Below are 20,153 nucleotides of genomic sequence, written 5' to 3'. Positions count from 1 at the left end.
TTCGGCTGCCGCCGCGCCCACCCGGTTCGGCGCGCGCGGGTCTTGCGGCCGGGCTAGAGCGAAGCCGGGGCCCTTGCTATGATGAGTGACGCCACACCCGCAGCCACCACGGATTCCATAAAGGAGCAGAGACATGAGCCTGTCGGCAGACGCTTTTTCCCCGCGCGGCGACGATTTCCAGCCTTGGGAGAATCCGCTGGGCATCATGGGTTATGAGTTCATCGAATTCGCGTCTCCCGACCCCGTGGCGCTCGGGCGTACCTTCGAGCGGTTCGGCTTCCATGCCATTGCCCAGCACCGGCACAAGAACGTGAAGCTGTTCCGGCAAGGCGAGATGAACTTCATCGTCGACGCGGAGCCGGATTCCTTCGCCACCCGCTATGCGTCCGAATACGGCCTGTCGATCTGTGCGGTCGGCATTCGCGTGAACGATGCGGCAACGGCCTTCGCGCGCGCGATCGATGCGGGCGCATGGCCGTTCGAGGGCGGGACGGTGGGGCCCATGGAACTGAACATTCCCGCCATCCAGGGCATCGGCCAGTCCATCATCTACTTCATCGACCGCTGGCGCGGCAAGGAAGGCCGGCCCGGCGACGTAGGCGACATCTCCATCTACGACGTCGATTTCCGCTCGCTGGCCCATGCGGCTTCGGACGCCGCCGCGTCCACCGCAGCCGGCCTCACCCGCGTGGACCATCTGACGCAGGCGGTCGATCCGGGCCACCTGGAAGAGTGGCTCGATTTCTACCGCAACGTGCTCGGGTTTCGCGAGATCCACGAAGTCAACGCCGGCTGGCATGTCGCCAGCGATTCACGCGTACTGCTTTCGCCATGCGGTCTGATCCGCATCCCGATCTACGAGAAGGGCACGCAGCGGCACGACCAGATGGAGCACTACCTGTCCGGCCATCACGGCGAGGGTATCCAGCATATTGCGCTGGCGACCGACGACCTCGTGGCCAGCGCGGCCGCGCTGGAGCGCAACGGCGTGCGTTTCGTCGAGCCGCCACCAGCCTATTACGACACCGTCGATGCGCGCGTGCCTGGCCACGGGCTGGATCTGGCCGCGTTGCGGCGCTATGGCATCCTGGTGGATGGCGCGCAGCGCGACGACGGGACGCGCGAGCGCTTCCTGCAAGCCTTCGCCCGGCGCGAGGCCGGCGAATTCTTCTTCGAGATCGTCCAGCGCGACGGCTACCACGGTTTCGGCGAGGGCAACCTGCCGGCGCTGGAAGCGGCCATGGCCCGCGCGCCCAGGTCGCCGGCCTGACCGGCCTGCGGATGGCCGCGCAGTGCCAGCTGCCACGCCAGGCCGCCAACGGCGATGCCGCACTGGCTTGACGGCACGGACCTGCTCGCGGATAGTGCGGTTCGCGGCATCCCGTGCTCAGCGCGGCGCCGGTGTCGTCCCAGCTTTTTCCTCCCTTGTTTCAGGCCGTGCAGCCGCGGCCCTCGCGTTCGCCGTCACCATGAATCTTCGCCCTCCCGCTGTCTTTCCGGCATGCCCAACCCTTGCCCGGCTGATGCTGGCGCCGGCCCTGGCACTTTGCCTCGGCTTGCCCGCGTGCTCCCGGCACGACACCTCGCCCGAGGCGGCCGGCGCCTCGTCCGCCGAGGCCAGGCCGGCCTCCGCGGCGGTTGCGCAGGCCGACAGCCTCAAGCGCGAGGCCCTGATCCGGCTCGCCTTTCTCGGCTGGCGCGACGACGACAAGGGCCGCGTGGTGCGCGCCCGTTTGCCGGACCAGGAGTACAAGGGCAAGGGCGAGGCGCCGCTGGTGGAGGACACCATCGACGTCAAGCCGATCCAGGTAATCCGGCTGGATGACATCCACGCCGTGATGCTGACCGAAGGCGTGACCGTGGATGAAGGCGGCACGCGCAACGATAGCCACGCCGCGGGCGCCTGGCTGGGTGCGTATTTTTTCACGCGCAACGGTGAAGCCTGGCAACTGGACCGGCGCGTCGACGGCTATGACTACACCGGCGTGGAAGGCTCGCTGGGACAGTCATCCGTCACGAAGATCTCAGCCACGGATTTCGCGCTGACCCAGACCTGGGGCAGTTGCTGGCAGGGCTATTGCGGCAGCTGGGCCTCCGTCTATCGCCTGGCGCCGGGGCAGATATCGACCTTGCTGGGCAGCGTGGCAATGAGCGCGGAAAACAGCGGTGCGCTGGAACCGTGCGCGGACGCGCTCGCCGGCAAGCCGCTCGCGCCCGCCGAACGCGGCACGGACAGCCAGGACGATGGCGAGCAGGTCTGCTACCAGGTGGAGGGCAAGCCGGCCTTCGCGCTCGGCACGGATGCGCCGGGGGAGCTCACGCTGACGTTCCAGGGCGAGGAGGTCAAGGTGCCCGGCGGCGCGGCCAAGCCCCGGCGCCGCTCGCTGGACGCAGTGGTGCGCTATCGTTTCCAGGACGGCAGGTACCTGGTGAGCCAGGGCCAGAACCCGGTTCCCTCTTTCTGAGCCTCCCAGGCCGGGGCGCGCCGCCGGGGCTTACCGGTGCTTGCGGGGGCGGCGCGGAAGGCGTAGCTTGTCGGCTTGCCGCCGCCGCGACGGCAAGACTCCCACGGTCCTGACCGCGCGCCGCCCGCTGCCGCCACTTCCCGAGCCGCGCCTGCACGCTTGCCGGCTCCGGCGTGCCCGTCCCACGCACTCAGAGAATCGCGCACCCATGACCGACATCCATCACGCCGCCGCCCAGGGTTTTTCCAGCCAGGCCGATACCTACGCCCGTGGCCGCCCCGACTATCCGCCGGCGCTTGGCGCCTGGCTGGAACAGGAGCTTGGCCTGCGGGCCGGCAAGACCGTGCTGGACCTGGGCGCGGGCACTGGCAAGTTCAGCCGCCTGCTGCTGGCTACCGGCGCCACCGTGATCGCGGTCGAGCCGGTTGCGGCCATGCGTGCGCGGCTCAGCGCCGCGGTGCCCTCGGTGCAGGCGCTCGAGGGCACCGCCGAGGCCATCCCGCTGCCCGGCGCCAGCGTCGACGCGGTGGTCTGCGCGCAAGCCTTCCACTGGTTCGCCAACAGCGCCGCCATGGCCGAGATCGGCCGCGTGCTGCGCCCGGGCGGCAAGCTCGGCCTGGTCTGGAACGTACGCGACGAATCGGTCGACTGGGTGGCGCGGCTCACCGCCATCATGACGCCGTTCGAGGGCGATGCGCCGCGCTTCTACAAAGGCGACTGGAAGGCGGTGTTTCCGGCGGCAGGCTTCGGCGAACTAGCCCTGTCCGCCTTCCCCTACGAGCATGTCGGTCCCGCGCAGCAGGTGGTCGTGGACCGCGTGATGTCGGTCAGTTTCATTGCCTCGCTGCCGCCGGCGCAGCAGGATGCGGTGCGCGCACGGCTGCAGGCCGTGATCGACGGCAGCCCGGCGCTGGCCGGCAAGCCGAGCGTGGCGTTTCCCTACCGGACCGAGGCGTATAGCTGCCAGCGGCTGGGGTAGCAGGCGCGGGCGGGGGGGCTACGGGGAAGCCGTGCCTGGCGCCGGAGCCGGTGCGGTCATGCCGTAGTCGGCCGGCGCGTCGGCCGGGCGCGGCGTGTCACCCGCTCGTTCGATCCAGCCGCCGCCGAGGAACTGGTAGAGATCGACCAGGTTCGTCAACCGTTGCAGCCGCGCGTTGATCAGCAGCAACTGCGCGCTGTAGAGGTCGTTTTGCGCGGTCAGCACGCTCAGGTAGCTGTCCACCCCGTTGCGATAGCGCAGGTCCGACAGCACCAGCCGGCGCTCCTGCGAGCCGGTGAAGCGTTCCAGTGACTTGATCTGGTTGTCGAAGGTGCCGCGCGCGGCCAGGCCATCGGACACCTCGCGAAAGGCGGTCTGGATGGCTTTCTCGTAGCTGGCGATCTCGATGCGTTTCTGTACCTGCGCCAGGTCCAGGGCCGCCACGTTCTGGCCGCCCTGGAAGATCGGCAGGGTAATCTGCGGCGCGAATGACCACGCGCCGGAACCGGGCTTGAACAGGCCGCCGAGCGTTGGCGAGAGCGTGCCCGCATTGCCCGTGAGCGTCACGCGGGGGAAAAAAGCCGCGCGCGCCGCGCCGATGTTCGCGTTGGCGGCCAGCAGTAATTGCTCCGCGGCGGCAATGTCGGGGCGCCGCGTCAGCAGGTCGGACGGCAGGCCCGCCGGGATATCGGCGAGCAGGGCCTGGCTGTTGAGCGGCAGGCCCGGCGGCAGGTCCTCCGGCAATGGCTCTCCCACCAGCAGCACCAGCCCGTTCTCCGCCTGCGCGCGCAGCCGGGCTTCCGTTTCCAGGTTGGCGCGCGCCTGCTCGACGACGCCTTCGGACTGCCGCAGGTCAAGCTCCGAGCCGGTCCCGACATCGAACTTCAGGCTGGTGATGCGCAACGACTCCTCGGCCGTCACCAGCGTGGCGCGCGTGACGGCGAGCGCATCGTCGAAGGCGAGCATGGCGAGATACTGGTTCGCCACCGAAGACAACAGGGCAAGCTCTGCCGCCTTGCGGCTTTCCGCCAGCGACAGGTACTGCGCGAGCGCCTGGTCCGACAGGCTGCGGATACGGCCGAAGAAGTCGATTTCCCATGACGCGTTGAGGCCGACCGAATATTCGGCCGCAATGGTCCGGCCCGCGACCGTCAGGTTCGCCGGCGTGCGCGCCCGGGTTCCCGAGGCCGCCGCGTTGACCGAGGGAAACAACGCCGCGCGCGTGATCTGGTACTGCGCCCGCGCCGCTTCTATGTTCAGTACCGACACGCGCAGGTCGCGGTTGTTCTTCAGCGCCAGCTCGAGCAGGCGCTGAAGACGCGGATCGGCAAAGAAATCCCGCCAGCCGATATCGGTCGCCGGCGCGGCCGCCGTGGTACTCTCCGCGCCGCTCGCGGCGGGCTGCTGGCCGTAGGCGCCGCCGGCGGGGAAGGCCGGCGCAACAGGGGCGGCCGGGCGCTCGTAGCGTGGCTGGAGCGTGCAGCCGGCGGCAAGGATGGCCACGGCGGTCGTGATCGATGCGAGTCTGGGCATCTCAGTGTCCTTCCCTGTGCATGCCGGCGTCGCCGTTGCTGTCCGGCTGGTCAGGCTGGCCGGAAGGCGGCGATGGCGGGGGAGGCGTCCCCGGCGCTGCCTTGGTCTTGCTGAACTTGCCGATCACGACGAAGAACATCGGGATCATGAAGATGGCCAGGAAGGTCGCCGTCAGCATCCCGCCGATCACGCCGGTACCGATCGCATGCTGGCTGCCCGAGCCCGCGCCGTTGCTGAGCGCAAGCGGCATCACGCCAAGGATGAAGGCGAGCGATGTCATCAGGATCGGGCGCAGGCGCAGGCGGGAGGCCTCCACCGCCGCATTGATGGTGCTCATGCCCTGGTCGCGCAGGTCGCGGGCGAATTCCACGATCAGGATGGCGTTCTTGGCCGACAGGCCCACCGTGGTCAGCAGGCCSACCTGGAAGAACACGTCGTTCTCCAGCCCGCGCAGGGTGGCTGCCAGCAGCGCGCCCAGGACGCCGAGCGGCACGACCATGATCACAGAGAACGGAATCGACCAGCTTTCATACAGCGCGGCCAGGCACAGGAACACGAACAGGATCGAAATGCCATAGAGGATCGGCGCCTGCGAGCCGGACTGGCGCTCCTGGTACGACAGGCCCGTCCATTCGTAGCCGATGCCGGGCGGCAGTTTGGCGGCGATGGCTTCCATGGCGTTCATCGCCTGGCCGGTGGATTTGCCGGAAGCGGCCGCGCCCTGGATCTCGGTCGCCGGAATGCCGTTGAAGCGTTCCAGCTTGGGAGATCCATAGATCCAGGCCCCCGAACCGAATGCCGCGAACGGCACCATGCCGCCGGACGCGTTGCGCACGTACCAGGCGTTCAGGTCCTCGGGATTCATGCGGAATCTCGGCTCTCCCTGCACGTAGACCTTCTTGATCCGGTTGTCGGTGTCGAGGAAGTTGTTGATGTACAGGGAAGCCCATGCCGCGGAGAAAGTCTGGTCGATGTCCGCGGCGCTGACACCGAGCGCATTGGCTTTTTCGCGGTCGATGTTGACCTTGAACTGCGGTGTGTCGTTCAGGCCGTTCGGGCGGACCTGCGCGAGCATCGGATCCTGCGCCGCCATGCCGAGCAGCATATTGCGCGCCTGCATCAGTTTCTCGTGGCCCAGGCCGGCGCGATCCTGCAACTCGAAGTCGAAACCCGCGGCCGTGCCGAGTTCCGGGATCGACGGCGGATTCAACGGGAACACGTTGGCGTCCTTGTACCCGGCGAAATGTCCGAAGATCCGCTTGACCAGGGCAGGGGCTTTAAGGTCCGCGGACTCGCGCTGCTTGAAGTCCTTCAGCCGCACGAACACCAGGCCGGAGTTCTGCCCCCGGCCGGCAAAGCTGAAGCCGTTCACCGTCAGCACCGCCTCGACCGCGTCTTTCTCGCTATTCAGCAGGTACTGCTGCACATCCAGCAGCACCTTGGCGGTGCGCTCCTGCGTGGAGCCCACGGGCGCCTGCACCAGCACGAACATCGTGCCCTGGTCTTCTTCCGGCAGGAACGCCTTGGGCAGCCGCACGAACAGGAAGCCCACGATCAGGATCACCACCAGGTAGATGATCAGCCAGCGGCCGGAGCGCCGGATCACGTGCACCACGCCGCCACGGTATTTCTGCTGGCTCTTCGCGAACGTACGGTTGAACCAGCCGAAGAAGCCGGTCTTTTCGTCGTGATGGCCCTTCGGGATCGGCTCGAGCATGGTCGCGCACAACGCCGGCGTCAGGATCAGCGCGACCATCACGGACAGCACCATGGCGGCGACGATGGTCAGCGAGAACTGCCGGTAGATCGCGCCCACCGAGCCGCCGGAGAACGCCACCGGCACGAACACCGCCGACAGCACCAGGGCCACGCCGACCAGCGCGCCGGTGATCTGCTCCATGGCCTTGCGCGTCGCGTCGCGCGGCGACAGGCCTTCCTCGGCCATGACCCGCTCGACGTTCTCCACCACCACGATCGCATCGTCCACCAGCAGGCCGATGGCCAGTACCATGCCGAACATCGACAGCGTGTTGATCGAAAACCCCACCACCGACATCACCGCGAACGTCCCCAGCAGCACCACCGGCACCGCGATCGTCGGGATCAGCGTGGCGCGCAGGTTCTGCAGGAACAGGTACATGACCAGGAACACCAGCACGATGCCTTCGATCAGGGTCTTGATCACTTCCTCGATCGACAGCGTGATGAACGGCGTGATGTCGTACGGATACTCCACCACCACGCCCTGCGGCGCGTACCGCAGCAGCTCGGTCATCTTGGCGCGTACCGCCTTTGCTGTGCTGAGCGCGTTGGCACCGGTGGCGAGCTGGATGCCGAAGGCCGCGGTCGGCTGGCCGTTGTACTTGGTGTCGAAGTTGTAGTTCTCGCCGCCAAGATCGATCCGCGCCACATCCTTCAGGCGCACCTGCGAGCCGTCGGTATTCACTTTCAGCAGGATATTGCCGAACTGCGCAGGGGTTTGCAGCAGCGTGGCTTCCGTGATGGTGGCCTGCAGCATTTGTCCCGGCACCGACGGCGTGCCGCCCAGGCTGCCGCCGGCCACCTGCACGTTCTGCGCCGCGACCGCGTTCTTGACGTCGATCGGCGTCAGGCTGTAGTTGTTCAGCTTGGTCGCGTCCAGCCAGATGCGCATCGCGTACTGCGTGCCGAACAGCGTCACCGTACCGACGCCGTCGATCCGGCTGACCGGGTCCAGCACCTTCGATGCCACGTAGTTGGCGAGGTCGTAGCGGCCCATGCTGCCATCCTTCGACACAAAGGCGAGGATCAGCAGGAAGCTGCTGCTCGATTTCGTGACCTTGGTGCCCAGTTGCTGCACGGCCTGCGGCAAGAGCGGCGTCGCGAGTTGCAGCTTGTTCTGTACCTGGACCTGCGCAATGTCCGGATTGGTGCCGRCCGCGAAGGTCAGCGTGATGGTGGCCGTGCCGGAGTCGTCGCTGGTGGAGGACAGGTAGAGCAGGTGATCGAGACCGCTCATCTGCTGCTCGATTACCTGCGTGACGGTATCTTCGACGGTTTTTGCGGAAGCGCCGGGATAGGTGGCGCTGATCTGGACGGCGGGCGGGGCAATCGTCGGGTACTGGGCAACCGGCAACGTGGCGGTGGAGGCCAGGCCGGCCAGCATCAGGATGATGGCGATCACCCACGCAAAGATTGGCCGGTCGATAAAGAACTTTGCCATGAAGGCGGCTCCCTTTTATTGCGCGGCCGGGGTGGATGACGGGGATGGCGCCGACGATGGCGCCGCTGTCGCCGATGCCGCAGGCGCGCTCGCGGGGGGCGTTGCCTGCGCGCCGGAGGCCGGCTGCGCCGGCACCTGGGCCTCGACCGGCTTTACCGTCATGCCGGGTTTTGCCTTTTCCACGCCGTTCACGATCACGCGATCGCCCGGTAGCAGGCCGCTGTCCACCACCCAGCCATTGCCGAAGGTGCCCGAAGTGGCGATCTGGCGCTGGGCTACCTTGTTGTCCTGGCCGACCACGAGCACCACCGGCTGCCCCTTCTGGTCATGCGTGACGCCGATCTGGGGCACGACGATGGCCTTGTCGTTCATGCCCTCGTCGATGCGCGCGCGCACGAACATGCCCGGCAGCAGCACCCGGTCCTGGTTGGGGAAGATCGCGCGCACCGTGACGGAGCCCGTGCCCTGGTCGACGCTCACGTCGGTGAACTGGATCTGGCCGGTCTGCGGGTAAGTGCGGCCGTCTTCGAGCAGCAGCGTGACCTTGGCGGCGTTGGCGCCGCTGGTCTGCAACCGGCCTTCCAGGATCTGGCGGCGCAGCCGCAGGCCTTCCACGCTCGATTGCGTCAGGTTGACGTAGATGGGGTCCATTTGCTGCACGGTGGTCAGCAGGGTGGCCTGGCTGGCCTGCACGTAGGCGCCCGGCGTGACCTGCGACACGCCGCTGCGCCCGGTGATCGGCGAGACGACATCGGTGTAGCCCAGGTTGATCTGCGCCGTTTCCACGCCAGCCTTGCCAGCTGCCACGTCGGCCACCGCCTGGCCCAGGGCGGCAACGGCGTTGTCGTAGTCCTGCTTGCTCACGGCGTTTGCCCCGACCAGTATCTTGTAGCGCTGGACCAGCGCTTGCTGCGTGCCGACGTTGGCCTGCGCCTTCGCCAGCGCCGCCTTGGCATTGTTGAGCGCGGCAATGTAGGGCGTCGGGTCGATCTTGTAGAGACGCTGTCCGGTCTTGACGTCGGAGCCCTCGGTGAATTCCCGGCGCTGCACGATGCCATCGACCCGCGCGCGCACCTGCGCCACCAGGAACGCGCTGGTGCGGCCGGGTAGTTCGGTCGTGACAGGCACGGTGGCCGGCTTGACGGTGACGACGCCGACTTCCAGCGGCGGGGGCGGCGGCGCAGCAGGTTTCTGTCCGCACGCGGCAAGCACTACGGCAATCGTCGCGGCACTGATATGGCGAAATGGAACCCGCTCGATGCGCATGAAAGAACCTCGGAATCGGTGGTAGGGGACTGGAGACACGAAAACACGCATGCGCCGGATGCGCGCCGGACCGGGCCGGCGGGGCGGCTTGACGGCCCGGTGACGGATGCGGCGCGGCGGGGCGCCGGCCGGCGCCGGGGAAGCAAGGCGGCAGCCATTCCGGCTTTGCGCCGCGCAAGGCCATCGTTGAAGGTTCGGCTATCGGTCGTGGCCGCGATCAGGGCGGCGGCGATGGCCGGAAGCCTCGCACGGCGCGCGGGAAAGGCCGTGAGAGCGTTGATGCCTGACCTGGCCATGGGAAATGGCAGGACGAACGAGGTGGAGGAAGGTGATTTCCGCAAACTGAATGCGAGCCTGTGTCAGTGCACTCAATCCAGCCATTGCTCGATCACTTCATCGTGACGTCATGCCGTCATGCCGTGAAGCGCTGTGACTATTCATTTACCGTCACAGCAGGGCAGAGTGGGGCGAAACGGCGGGGCGAAATGGCGCATCACATCACTCTAGATCACTTGCATGACAATGCAAGGAACGTCGTGAAGTATCGCGGGCCGCACGAGCCTGGCGCGGAAGTCGGCGATACGCCGCGATTGCGGCGGCGGACAGCGACGCACCCCCTGCGATGGAATAAAACCGGGGCGCCATGCGTTTACCCGTTGGGCAGGACCGGCGGCGGCATGCGCGCAGCCGGCCGTGGCGCATGCGGCATCGGCCGATGCCGCCGCCGCGTGGCCTGCCACCAAGGAGACCAACATGAAAGCGCTCCGACTGGTTTCAGCATTGCTGCTGGCGTTGATGGCGGTGGCGGCCTGCTCGTCGGATGGCGGCGGGTCCGGCCAGTCATCGGCCTCGCGCGACGGCAGCCGTAGCACGAGCGGCACCGGCGGCATGGGCGGCGGCGGGTACTGAGATCCGCGCGGATGCATCGGGATGCGTGCCCCATGTCTTGTCAGCTGTGAGCTTTGGCGATGACATAGCGGTCTGGCTTCCGCAACTGCGGCGCTATGCGCGCGCCCTTACCGGCGACGCCGCGTGGGCGGACGACCTGGTGCAGGACACCGCGGAGCGCGCGATCGCCCAGGGCAGCCGCCTGCGCGCGGGCAGCAACGTCAGGGCCTGGATGCTGACCGTGCTGCGTAATCTCTATATCGATCAGTTGCGCCGCCGCCGCGAAGTGGCCGTGGACGACGCCGACCCGCTGTGGCAGCGGCAGGAGGCCCCGGCAGGCGAAATCGACGGGCTCTTGCTGCGCGATGTGCAACGCGCGCTGTACCGGCTGCCGGCAGAGCAGCGTGAAGTGCTGCTGCTGATCGTGCTGGAGGGCTTGAGCTACCAGGAGGCCGCCGCGGTATTGCAGGTGCCGCCTGGCACCGTGATGTCGCGCCTGGCGCGGGCGCGGGAGCACTTGCGCGCGTGGCTTGGCGATGGCACCGGTGGCGCAGGTGGAAACAGCGAGCGGCACGTGCCGCTCAAGGTGGTGAGAAATACGCCATGAACGACGATCGGGAAACTGGCTCCAGCCAACCCGCACCGGATATCGAGGCGATAGCGCGCTTGTGCGCGCTGGTGGACGGCGAACTGCCGGAGTCCGAAGCGGCGGCCGCCCGCGCGGCGCTGGCGCATGACGCGCAGGCGGCAATGCTGGCGGAGCGCTATCGCCAGCAGAATGCCGCGCTCAAGGCCTTGTTTCCGCTGCCAGCCAACCTGCGTTATGTGCTGGTCAGGGCGCGGCCGCGCTGGTGGCGCCGTGCCCTTGCCGCGCTGGGCTGGGCGCTGGCCGGAATGGCGCTTGCCCTCGGCGTGGCCTGGCTTCCCGGTGCGAGCGCCGATCCCCGCGAGTTCGCGCGCCACGCCGATGCCGCCTACGCGGTGTTCGCGCCCGAACAGCGCCATCCGGTCGAGGTGGCGGCTGCCGACCAGCCACACTTGCAGGCCTGGCTGTCGCGCCGGCTCGCGCGCACGCTGACCATCCCGTCGCTGGACGAATACGGATTCGCGCTGCTGGGTGGCCGGCTGCTTGTGGGCGACGCCGGCCCGGCTGCGCAACTGATGTACCAGAACGCGGCCGGCGAGCGGCTCACGCTGTACATCACGCCGGCGGCGCCGGCTTCGGCCTCGCTCGGCCTGCTGCGCCAGGCGGACCGCCGCACCTATTACTGGGTCGGGGGCGGGGCCGGCTATGCGCTGTCAGGCCAACTGGGCGAAGCTCGCCTGCGCGCCATCGCCGGCGATGTCTGCGCCAGCCTGGGAGGGCATCCGGAGGCGTGGCGATAGCGGTCCGCGGCGCGTTTTGACGACGTCAGGCAGCGTGGCATGAACGGGGGAATAAACGGGGGGAATAAGCGGGGGCGCCAATCCGTTTACGTAATGCAGGCGCGCAGGCGCGTGCGCCAGCCGCGCCAGCGGGTCCTGCAGGCAAACCGATGTGCCGCGGGATGTGCCTTGCGCGTTGCCCTGGTACGTCGCAAACGTCGGGCGTTCGTTCCCTGGGATGACATCATGGGAAAAGCTCTGGGTGCCGTGGCGGCGTTGCTTGCCGGCCTCGGCTTGAGCGTGCCGGCCGCAGCGCAGATGGCCGCTGACGCATGGAACGGCTATTCGTCGCCCTGCCAGCAGATGGCGGGACAGGTGGAGATCGATGGCTACCTGCAGCAAGTGGTCGGGCTGGCCTGCCTGCAGCCGGACGGTTCGTGGCAGATGGTGGAAAGCTCCGGCGGCACCATGATCTATACGCAGCCGGCTTACTACGTCGATCCGTGGTACTGGGCGCCGGTCGGTGTCGGCTTTGGGGCGAGCTTTATCTTCGTTGACCGTTTTCATCACTTTCACCATATGCACCACATGTCCTTCGCGCACGCGGGGGGCGGCTTCCATGGCGGCATGCGCGGTGGGTTCCGGGGCGGGTTCCGCGGTGGATTCCAGGGTGGATTCCAGGGTGGATTCCATGGGGGCGGCGGTGGCGGTGGCCACCACCATTGAGGAGGGAGGCCGGCGCCGGACGTGAATGCGAAACAGGTGCTTCCGCCGGACTGTTCCACGGCGCGGTTTGCGCGGGCCCTGGATGATTTCGCCTCGGTGCTCGGGGAGGGCGCGGTATTGTCAGCGCCCTCCGACCTCGCCGCCTATCTCGATCCCTACTCGCCACTGCCCGATGAAGATCCGGGGGCCTTCGCCCCCTCCGCGGTGTTGCTGCCGGCCAGCATTGCCCAAGTGCAGGACGCGCTGCGCGTGGCAAGCGCCGCGGGCCTTGCGCTCTGGCCGGTTTCCATTGGCCGCAACCTGGGCTACGGCGGCGCCGCGCCGCGGCAGCGCGGCACGCTGGTGCTCGACCTGCGGCGCATGAACCGCATTCTCGAAGTGAACCCGGCGCTGGCCTATGCGCTGGTGGAGCCGGGCGTCAGCTATTTCGATCTCCACGCGCATTTGCGCCGCGAAGGCATTGCGCTGTGGATCGATCCGCCGGCGGTCGGCTGGGGCAGCGTGATCGGCAATACGCTGGAGCGCGGGTTTGGCGTCACGCCCTATGGCGATCACGCCGCCATGCAGTGCGGCATGGAGGTGGTACTGGCCAGCGGGGAGATCGTGCGCACCGGCATGGGCGCGCTGTCCGGCGGCACGGCCTGGCAATTGCACCGGGACGGCTATGGCCCTGGCATCGATGGCCTGTTCATGCAATCCAATCTCGGCATCGTCACCAAGATGGGCATCTGGCTGATGCCCGCGCCGGAGACGGTCTTGCTGTGCCAGGCCAGCTTTGCCCGCGAATCCGACCTAGAGACGGTAGTCGACACGCTGCGCCCGCTGCGGCTGGCCGAGGTCGTGCACGGGCCGGCCGTGATCGAAAGCGCCGTGCGCTGGGCCGCCGGCGTGTCGGCGCGCAGCGACTGGTATGACGGTGCCGGCCCCATGCCGGCAACGGCGCTGCAAGCCATGATCCGCAAGCTGGACATCGGCTGGTGGAACCTGCGTTTCGGCCTGTACGGACCGGCCGCGCTGGTGCAGGCGCGCTGGCGCATCGCGCGCAAGGCATTCGGCGCGATCCCCGGCGCGCGCCTGCGGGCCTGGCCGTACGACGCCGCCGGCGTGGCCAGCGCGCCGCCGGACAGCGCAGGCGCGCTGGGCCTGCTTGGCGTGCCCAGCTTGTCGGCCATGCGCATGCTGGCGTGGTGCGGCGGCGACGGCGCGCACCTCGATATCTCGCCACTGTGCCCGGCCACCGGTGCCGATGCCATGCGGCAATACCTGCTGGTGCGCGATCGCGCGGCGGCGCACGGCTTCGACTACTACGGTGGCTTCACCGCGGCGCCACGGTGCCTGCATCACATCTTCGCCGCCATCTTCGATCGTGCCGACCCGCAGCAGCGCAGCCAGGCGCGCGCGCTTGCGCACCGGCTGGCGGGCGAACTGGGCGCCGCAGGCTACGGCCTGTACCGCGCCCATCCGGACCTGATGGACCGCGTGGCGGCACAGCAGGATTTCAACGGGCATGCCATGCTGCGGCTGGTCGAGCGGGTCAAGGATGCGCTCGACCCGGCGGGCATGCTGGCGCCGGGGAAGCAGGGCATCTGGCCACGCGGGCGGCGTCCCCGCGCGCAGGGTGGCGGGGACAATTGACAAGGCTGGTGCCGTTCTATACCGTGGAACTGTGTGCGGGAATGTCGTTCCTTCGCCTGCGCCATTCAAGCTTTCCAGTCCTGTTTCCTGTTTCCTGTTTCTACATACATGCCACGTAAAGCTGCCCAGCTATCCGAAGCCGACAAGCATGCCGCGGAAGGCGGCGCCGTAGCCGTGGACCGGGCCCTCTATGTGCTCTCCGCGTTCCATCTTGGCGACACCACACTGAGCCTGGTCGAACTGGCACAGCGTACGGGCCTCTACAAAAGCACGCTGCTGCGCTTGCTGGCGTCGCTCGAACATGCCAGGCTGATCCTGCGTCATACCGATGGCCGCTATGGGCTAGGTCCCGAAGTGGCTCGCCTGCACTCGGTGTATTCCGCCTCCTTCTCGCTGGAGATGGTGGTGATGCCCGTGCTGCGCCAGCTGGTGCAGGCCACGCGCGAGAGCGCCGCCTTTCACGTCGAGCAGGGCGAGCATCGCCTGTGCCTGTACCGTGTCGATTCGCCGCAGCCGGTGCGCGACCACGCCAAGGCGGGCGAACTGCTGCCGCGCAACCGCGGCGCCGGCGGCCGCGTGCTGCGCGCATTCAGCGGCGCGCGCGGAGAGATCTACCAGAAGATCCGGGAAGAGGGCGTTGCCGCGCTGGTTGGCGACCGGATCCCGGACATTGCCGGCGTGTCATCGCCCGTGTTCGGTCCGGACGGCCAGCTGAAGGGCGCGCTGACGTTGACCTGCCCCACGCCGCGCTTTGACGAGGCGTTTCGCCCGCATGTGCTGCTTGCGGCGCGTGACCTGACTGTGGCGCTGGGGGGCACCTTCCCGTTTCCTGTCTGATACCCGGGGATCCAGGCCTCGCTGGCGCTTGCCACGGTCGCCGGTCGCACGCCGGCTCGCTGTTAGCGCTGCGTCGCTTCCTCCGTCCGAACCTGACACGAAACCAACGATGTTTGTCAGGGACAACCATGCCCGGCTTGTCGGGGGTGCCCGGTGGGGCCCCGTGACGTTATCATGCGCCTTTGCGAAATTGACCCGGTATCCAGGCCGCCCCCGCCCCCGCACCTTCCCGTCAACGTCACCGGCAACACGGTATCTTCAAAGGAATCCCGTGCAGTTAGACCAGCAAACGATCGTCGTCGTCATGGTGGTTGTGTACGCCAGCGCGCTGGCCATTTCGGCGGGCCTCCTGGCGGCCTTGCGTCCCAGTGCCGCCGGGCGCCTGTGGGCATGGGGGCACCTGCTGGTGTCGGCGGCCGGACTGGTGCTGGCCGCCAATGCGTCGGCGCGCCTGGTTTATGTCGGCGCCGCGGGCGCGGCGACGTTTATCGCCGGCAGGCTGCTGATTTACCGCGGCGTGCGGATCTACTGCGGCCTGGTCTCGTGGGACCGCTCGCTGGCAGTGGGCGTGTCGGTGGCCGGACTGGCGCTGCTCGGGGTCGCCGGCATGGCCAACAGCCAGGCGCGCATGCACGTGATCGGCTATGGCTGCCTGGCCCTGGTGGCTGCGCTGACCGCCGGCACGCTGCTGTGCGCCCACGGGGGCCGGCGCAGCATCGGCACGCCGCTGGTGGTGGTCGCCAGCCTGATGCACCTGACGACGCAACTGGCCGGCTTCGCCGCCGGTGTGAACGGCATGGTGGCCTCGGGCCCGTTCTACGCCAGCAGTGCGGACGCATTCCTGCTGCTGACGCCGCTTGTGGCTACCTTGCTGGGGTTGTTCGGCTTCACGCTGATGGCGATGGAGCAGGTTATCGCCGCCAAGGAAGACGGCGCCCGGCTGGACGCGCTGACGCGCCTGCTCAACCGCGGCGCGCTCGACAAGGCGGCTACCAGCCTGGTAGCGGCATGGGAGCGCCACGGCCAGCCCTTGTCGTGCCTGGTGATCGACGTCGATCATTTCAAGCAGGTCAACGACCGTAACGGCCACCATGCCGGCGACAGCGTGCTCAAGCTGATTGCGGAGGCCATCGACAATTCGCGGCGCGCCTCCGATGTGGCCGGCCGCTACGGCGGCGAGGAGTTCTGCATCCTCTGCCCGCATACCGATGAAGGCCAGGCCACGACGCTGGCCAACCGCATCCTGAAGAAAGTGCGTGCCATCCCGCTGCCCGGCGACGGGACGGCCTTCGCCAGCGTAAGCATCGGCGTGGCCGAGCTGCGGGGCGGGGCGGCGGGGGTGGACGGGCTGTGGCGCGCGCTGTTCGCGGCGGCCGACCGTGCCCTCTACGCGGCCAAGGAGTTCGGCCGTGACCGCTATGCGCTGGCGTCCTGGATGGCGCCGGCCACGCGGCCGGTACCTGGCGACGTGGGCGATTCCGTCCACGCGCCGATCCGGTAGTTCTACCGCTCAGTCCTGCGCGGGCGGCACGTCCCGCGGCGGATGGCCGTCATAGGTCCAGATGTACTGGCGCGGGATGGGGCCCTTGTTGCGGCCGCCTTGCTGGGTTTGCTCCCATGCGTGGGCCAGGATGCCGACGGAGCGCGACAGGCAGAACAGCCCACGCGCCAGGGGGGCAGGGAAACCCAGTTCGGCATAGATCACGGCCGTGGCGCCGTCGATATTCATGGGGATGGGCTTGCTGCGGCCGGCGCCCAGTTCGGCCTCCACCGCGCGCGCGATGCCGGCGAAGCGGCCCGAAACCACGCCTTCGGCCGCGGCCTTGTCCACCAGTGCCAGCAGGCGTGGAGCGCGCGGGTCCAGCGGATGGAAGCGGTGGCCGAAGCCGGACACGAACTTGCCGTGGTTGTCGCGGTAATCCGCCAGCGCACCCTTGACCGCTTCTTCTTGCGTTTGTCCGCCGTCGACGCGCCGCGCCACATCCTGGTACAACTCCACCGCCTGCTCGCCGGCGCCGCCGTGCACGTCGCCCAGCACGTTGACGGCCGACGCCATGGCGTTGTTCAGCCCCACACCGCAAGTGGCAGCCATGCGTGCGATCGCGATGCTGGGCGCCTGCGGGCCGTGGTCCACCGCCGACATCAGCGCGGCATCCAGCAATTCGCCCTGGCCGCGGCCCGGCAGATCGCCCCGCAGCATCAGCCAGATCATCTGCGCGAACGACACCTGCCCGATCAGTTGCTCGATGGGATAGCCGCGGTAGCGGATCTCGCCGGGCTGCATGTCGATGATTTCGGTGCGCCACCAGTCCTGGGACAGCCGCTGGCCTTCGTTGATGGGTTCGCTCATACGGCACGCTCCTGTTGCAGGGTTTCGATGTCAGCCTCGCCATAGCCGAGCTGGGCGAGGATTTCGCGGGTGTGCTGGCCGAGTTCCGGCGGCGGCGTATCGACCGACGGCGCCTCGCCGTTGAGCTTGAAGCCCGTGCGCACCAGCCGGATATCGCGGCCCACGCCGGGCACGTCGGCAAAGTCGCCGATCATGCCGCGCCCGCTGACCTGCGGGTGGTCCAGCGTTTGCGGCACGCTGTAGACCGGGCCGGCCGGCACGCCGGCCTCGTTGAACAACTGCCACCATGCGTCGGCGGACTTCTTCGCCAGCTCGGCTTCCAGCTCGCGCGTCAGCTCGGCGCGGTTGGCCAGCCGCGCCTGGCGTTCCGCGAAGCGCGCGTCGGTGGCGAGTTCCGGGCGACCCACCACCCGGCATACCGCTTCGAACTGTTCCTGCTTGTTGGCGGCGATATTGATCAGGCCCTCGCCGGTGTGGAAGGCCCCCGACGGGCTGGCCGTCATGTTCTCGTTGCCCATCGGCGCCGGAGTCTTGCCGGCGATCAGGTAGTTGGAGACCACCCAGCCCATGGTGGCGAGGGTGGCCTCGAGCATCGACACATCGATGAAATAGCCCTCGGTACGCTGGTGGTCGGCCAGCGCGGCGGCCACGGCAAAGGCCGCGGTGATGCCGCCGATGGTGTCCGAGACCGGGTATCCCACGCGGTAAGGCGCGGTCTGCGGGTCGCCGGTGATGCTCATCACGCCGGACATGCCCTGGATGATCTGGTCGTACGCCGGCAGGTCCGAGAGCGGGCCGTCCTGCCCGAAGCCGGAGATCGCGCAGTAGATCAGCTTGGGATTGATCAGCTTGAGAGCGTCGAAGCCCAGCCCCAGCCGGTCCATCACGCCGGGGCGGAAGTTCTCCACCAGCACGTCGGCGCTCTCCACCAGCTTGCGGAACACTTCCTTGCCGCGCGCGTGCTTGAGGTTGACGGTAATGGAGCGCTTGCCGGGGTTCTGCGCCAGGAAGGACACGCCCATCAGCCGGCGGTTGAGTTCGGCGTCGGCACCGAGCTGGCGGGCGAGGTCGCCGGTGCCCGGCGTTTCCACCTTGATGACTTCAGCGCCCATATGGGCCAGCTGGTGGCAGCAGAAAGGGCCGGCCAGCACATTGGTGAGATCGAGGACGCGGATATGGCGTAGCGGTTTTTGCATGGCGCGGATTCCAGGTATCAGTGCCGGGGCCGGCTTCGTGGCAGCGAAGCCGGCCCCGGGGTGCGKAGCGGTCGGGGCGGTAAAGACCGGGAGGCTTTACTCTACCTTGGCGCCGGACTGGCGCACGATGGTGCCCCAACGGGTGTTTTCCGCCTTCATGAACGCGCCCAGGTCGGCAGGGCTGYCGCCGCGCGGCTCGCTGCCTTCCTCGCGCATCTTGGCGATGGTGTCGGGCTGGGTGATGGCCTTGTTGATTTCCTCGTTGACGCGCTTGACCACGTCCGCCGGCGTGCCGGCCGGCGCTACCAGCGCCTTCCAGTCCTCCGCCTGGAAGCCGGCGTAGCCGCCTTCGATCACGGTGGGCACGTCGGCCAGCAGCGGCATGCGCTTGGCCGAAGTCACCGCGAGGGCACGCAGCTTGCCGGCCTTGATCATGGGCAGCGCGATGGGCGGGGTGGCGAAGTAGAAATCGGTCTGGCCGCCCAGCAGGTCGGTCAGTGCCGGGGAGGCGCCCTTGTACGGCACATGCAACATCTTGATGCCGGTGCGGCGGGCAAACATCTCGCCGGTGAGGTGGCCCACGGTGCCGGTGCCGGCCGAGGCCATCGATAGCTGCTTGCCCTTGCCGGCGGTAACGAGATCAGCCAGGTTCTTGTATGGCGCATCCTTGCGCACGATCAGCACCAGCGGCTGCGCGGAAACCAGCGCCACTGGCGTGAAATCCTTGATCGCGTCGTAGGGCATCTTGGGATACAGGGTGGGATTGATCGCCAGGTTGGCGGTCTGGCCCATGCCCAGCGTGTAGCCGTCCGGACGGGCCTTGGCTACTGCGTCCATGCCGATATTGCCGCCTGCTCCGGCGCGATTTTCCACCACCACGTTCCAGTGGGTGGACATGCCTACCTTGTTGAACACCAGCCGGGCCATGACGTCGGTGCCGCCGGCGGGGGGGAAGGGTACTACCAGGCGCACGGGTTGGCTCGGGTAGCTGTCCGCTGCCGCGGGGGTGGCGGCGGTGGCGAGCATGGCGGGGATGGCGAGGAGGAGCAGGGCACGGATGGGGGAGGGGAAGAGGGTCAATTTTGTCTCCTGTTTGGGGTGGTGCTCTGCACCGTTGGGTGATTTTTTGTGTTCTGTAGGATAGAACAGTGGTCTTACTTAGGGAATTTATTCGAGAGGATAGGAGGGGTGGGGAGGGTTGTCAAGGGTGGGGTTTTATGTGGTTTTGGGGCTTGGGGGTTTTTTATGGAGCGGTGTTGGTTTTTGGACCCAAAGGAATACGACATCCCCCTGCGGGGGACGCCGGTCACTCTTCTTTGCTTCGGCAAAGAAGACTAACGAGAAGAAAGCCGACCCTGCCGGGGGCAGAGCAATAAGGCTTATGGGCCTCGGTGGTTTCGTCGTACGGCCCTGAGTGTTGGCTGGCGTGCCTCACCGGCTTGAAGGACATCGCCACTGCATGACCCAATGGTTTCGTGGTGCGGCCCCCGATGGCGGGTGCCGTGCCCATTCGGCCATCTGCCGTTCGCGGTGCCGAGCGCCACGACGCTGCCCGCCTTGGTGGTTTCGTGGTTTTGTCTCTGGCGGCACGCGCGGTGATTGTTCGGTCCCTGCCGTTCGCAGGGACGGGCGCCGCGCAACTTCGCAATGATGGGTTTCGTGGTGGGCGCGGTGGCCCGCGCTCAGTCGCCCGTGGCCTCGCGCATGTCAT

At 67.8% G+C, this 20,153-nt stretch carries 16 protein-coding genes; 10 read left to right on the top strand and 6 right to left on the bottom strand.

Annotation, left to right across the window (positions count from 1 at the left end):
- The first annotated feature begins 133 nt into the window (after positions 1–133).
- From AC1DT6_RS19065 to AC1DT6_RS19055, 3 genes are all read left to right on the top strand, one after another.
- Positions 134–1,270 carry a 4-hydroxyphenylpyruvate dioxygenase family protein gene (locus AC1DT6_RS19065; RefSeq protein ID WP_441636805.1) on the top strand — a complete coding sequence of 379 codons (1,137 nt, stop codon included), beginning with the start codon at positions 134–136 and terminating at the stop codon, positions 1,268–1,270.
- A gap of 199 nt (positions 1,271–1,469) precedes the next feature.
- Positions 1,470–2,465 carry a hypothetical protein gene (locus AC1DT6_RS19060; protein ID WP_477114811.1) on the top strand — a complete coding sequence of 332 codons (996 nt, stop codon included), beginning with the start codon at positions 1,470–1,472 and terminating at the stop codon, positions 2,463–2,465.
- A 208-nt stretch (positions 2,466–2,673) separates the two neighbouring features.
- Positions 2,674–3,444, top strand: coding sequence for a class I SAM-dependent methyltransferase (locus AC1DT6_RS19055; protein ID WP_441636809.1), 771 nt, complete (start codon positions 2,674–2,676; stop codon positions 3,442–3,444).
- 18 nt (positions 3,445–3,462) lie between these two features.
- Here AC1DT6_RS19055 and AC1DT6_RS19050 read toward each other — a convergent pair whose 3' ends face one another.
- The 3 genes from AC1DT6_RS19050 to AC1DT6_RS19040 are packed head-to-tail and all read right to left on the bottom strand — an operon-like array spanning position 3,463 to position 9,445.
- On the bottom strand, positions 3,463–4,977 hold the full coding sequence (locus AC1DT6_RS19050; protein WP_477102182.1) for an efflux transporter outer membrane subunit: 1,515 nt from the start codon (positions 4,975–4,977) through the stop codon (positions 3,463–3,465).
- A 1-nt stretch (position 4,978) separates the two neighbouring features.
- Positions 4,979–8,179, bottom strand: coding sequence for an efflux RND transporter permease subunit (locus tag AC1DT6_RS19045; protein ID WP_477114810.1), 3,201 nt, complete (start codon positions 8,177–8,179; stop codon positions 4,979–4,981).
- 15 nt (positions 8,180–8,194) lie between these two features.
- Positions 8,195–9,445, bottom strand: a complete 1,251-nt coding sequence (locus AC1DT6_RS19040; RefSeq protein ID WP_441636815.1) for an efflux RND transporter periplasmic adaptor subunit — start codon at positions 9,443–9,445, stop codon at positions 8,195–8,197.
- A 753-nt stretch (positions 9,446–10,198) separates the two neighbouring features.
- Between AC1DT6_RS19040 and AC1DT6_RS19035 the strand changes: the two genes are divergently transcribed.
- The 7 genes from AC1DT6_RS19035 (at position 10,199) to AC1DT6_RS19005 (ending at position 16,397) form a co-directional block, all read left to right on the top strand.
- On the top strand, positions 10,199–10,354 hold the full coding sequence (locus AC1DT6_RS19035) for a hypothetical protein (protein WP_200876776.1): 156 nt from the start codon (positions 10,199–10,201) through the stop codon (positions 10,352–10,354).
- A 46-nt stretch (positions 10,355–10,400) separates the two neighbouring features.
- Positions 10,401–10,940 carry a sigma-70 family RNA polymerase sigma factor gene (locus AC1DT6_RS19030; RefSeq protein WP_441637578.1) on the top strand — a complete coding sequence of 180 codons (540 nt, stop codon included), beginning with the start codon at positions 10,401–10,403 and terminating at the stop codon, positions 10,938–10,940.
- Positions 10,937–11,719, top strand: a complete 783-nt coding sequence (locus AC1DT6_RS19025; RefSeq protein ID WP_441637572.1) for an anti-sigma factor family protein — start codon at positions 10,937–10,939, stop codon at positions 11,717–11,719. Before AC1DT6_RS19030 ends, AC1DT6_RS19025 begins: the two co-directional genes overlap by 4 nt.
- A 225-nt stretch (positions 11,720–11,944) precedes the next feature.
- A complete protein-coding gene (locus AC1DT6_RS19020; protein ID WP_441637574.1) occupies positions 11,945–12,424 on the top strand; it encodes a hypothetical protein in 480 nt (159 codons plus the stop codon).
- A 21-nt stretch (positions 12,425–12,445) separates the two neighbouring features.
- Complete coding sequence (locus AC1DT6_RS19015; RefSeq protein ID WP_477111524.1) at positions 12,446–14,059, top strand: FAD-binding oxidoreductase; 1,614 nt, start codon at positions 12,446–12,448, stop codon at positions 14,057–14,059.
- 108 nt (positions 14,060–14,167) lie between these two features.
- The gene (locus AC1DT6_RS19010; protein ID WP_441636462.1) at positions 14,168–14,896 is read left to right on the top strand and encodes an IclR family transcriptional regulator; all 729 of its coding nucleotides are present in this window, start codon (positions 14,168–14,170) and stop codon (positions 14,894–14,896) included.
- Between the two features lie 271 nt (positions 14,897–15,167).
- Positions 15,168–16,397 (top strand): GGDEF domain-containing protein, encoded by a 1,230-nt coding sequence (locus AC1DT6_RS19005; protein WP_441636460.1) that lies wholly within the window; start codon positions 15,168–15,170, stop codon positions 16,395–16,397.
- Between the two features lie 9 nt (positions 16,398–16,406).
- Here the strand turns inward: AC1DT6_RS19005 and AC1DT6_RS19000 are convergent, their stop codons facing one another.
- The 3 genes from AC1DT6_RS19000 to AC1DT6_RS18990 form a co-directional block, all read right to left on the bottom strand.
- Entirely contained in the window at positions 16,407–17,246 is an 840-nt protein-coding gene (locus AC1DT6_RS19000) for a citryl-CoA lyase (RefSeq protein WP_441636458.1), read from the bottom strand.
- A complete protein-coding gene (locus AC1DT6_RS18995) occupies positions 17,243–18,442 on the bottom strand; it encodes a CaiB/BaiF CoA transferase family protein (protein WP_035868222.1) in 1,200 nt (399 codons plus the stop codon). Before AC1DT6_RS18995 ends, AC1DT6_RS19000 begins: the two co-directional genes overlap by 4 nt.
- A gap of 96 nt (positions 18,443–18,538) precedes the next feature.
- Positions 18,539–19,468 carry a Bug family tripartite tricarboxylate transporter substrate binding protein gene (locus tag AC1DT6_RS18990; protein WP_477114813.1) on the bottom strand — a complete coding sequence of 310 codons (930 nt, stop codon included), beginning with the start codon at positions 19,466–19,468 and terminating at the stop codon, positions 18,539–18,541.
- Between the last annotated feature and the right edge of the window lie 685 nt (positions 19,469–20,153).

It is taken from the genome of Cupriavidus sp. 01L45 (genome assembly GCF_056399885.1).
The sequence above is the reverse complement of the archived record's forward strand: the minus strand, read 5'-3'. Positions and strand labels throughout refer to the sequence as shown.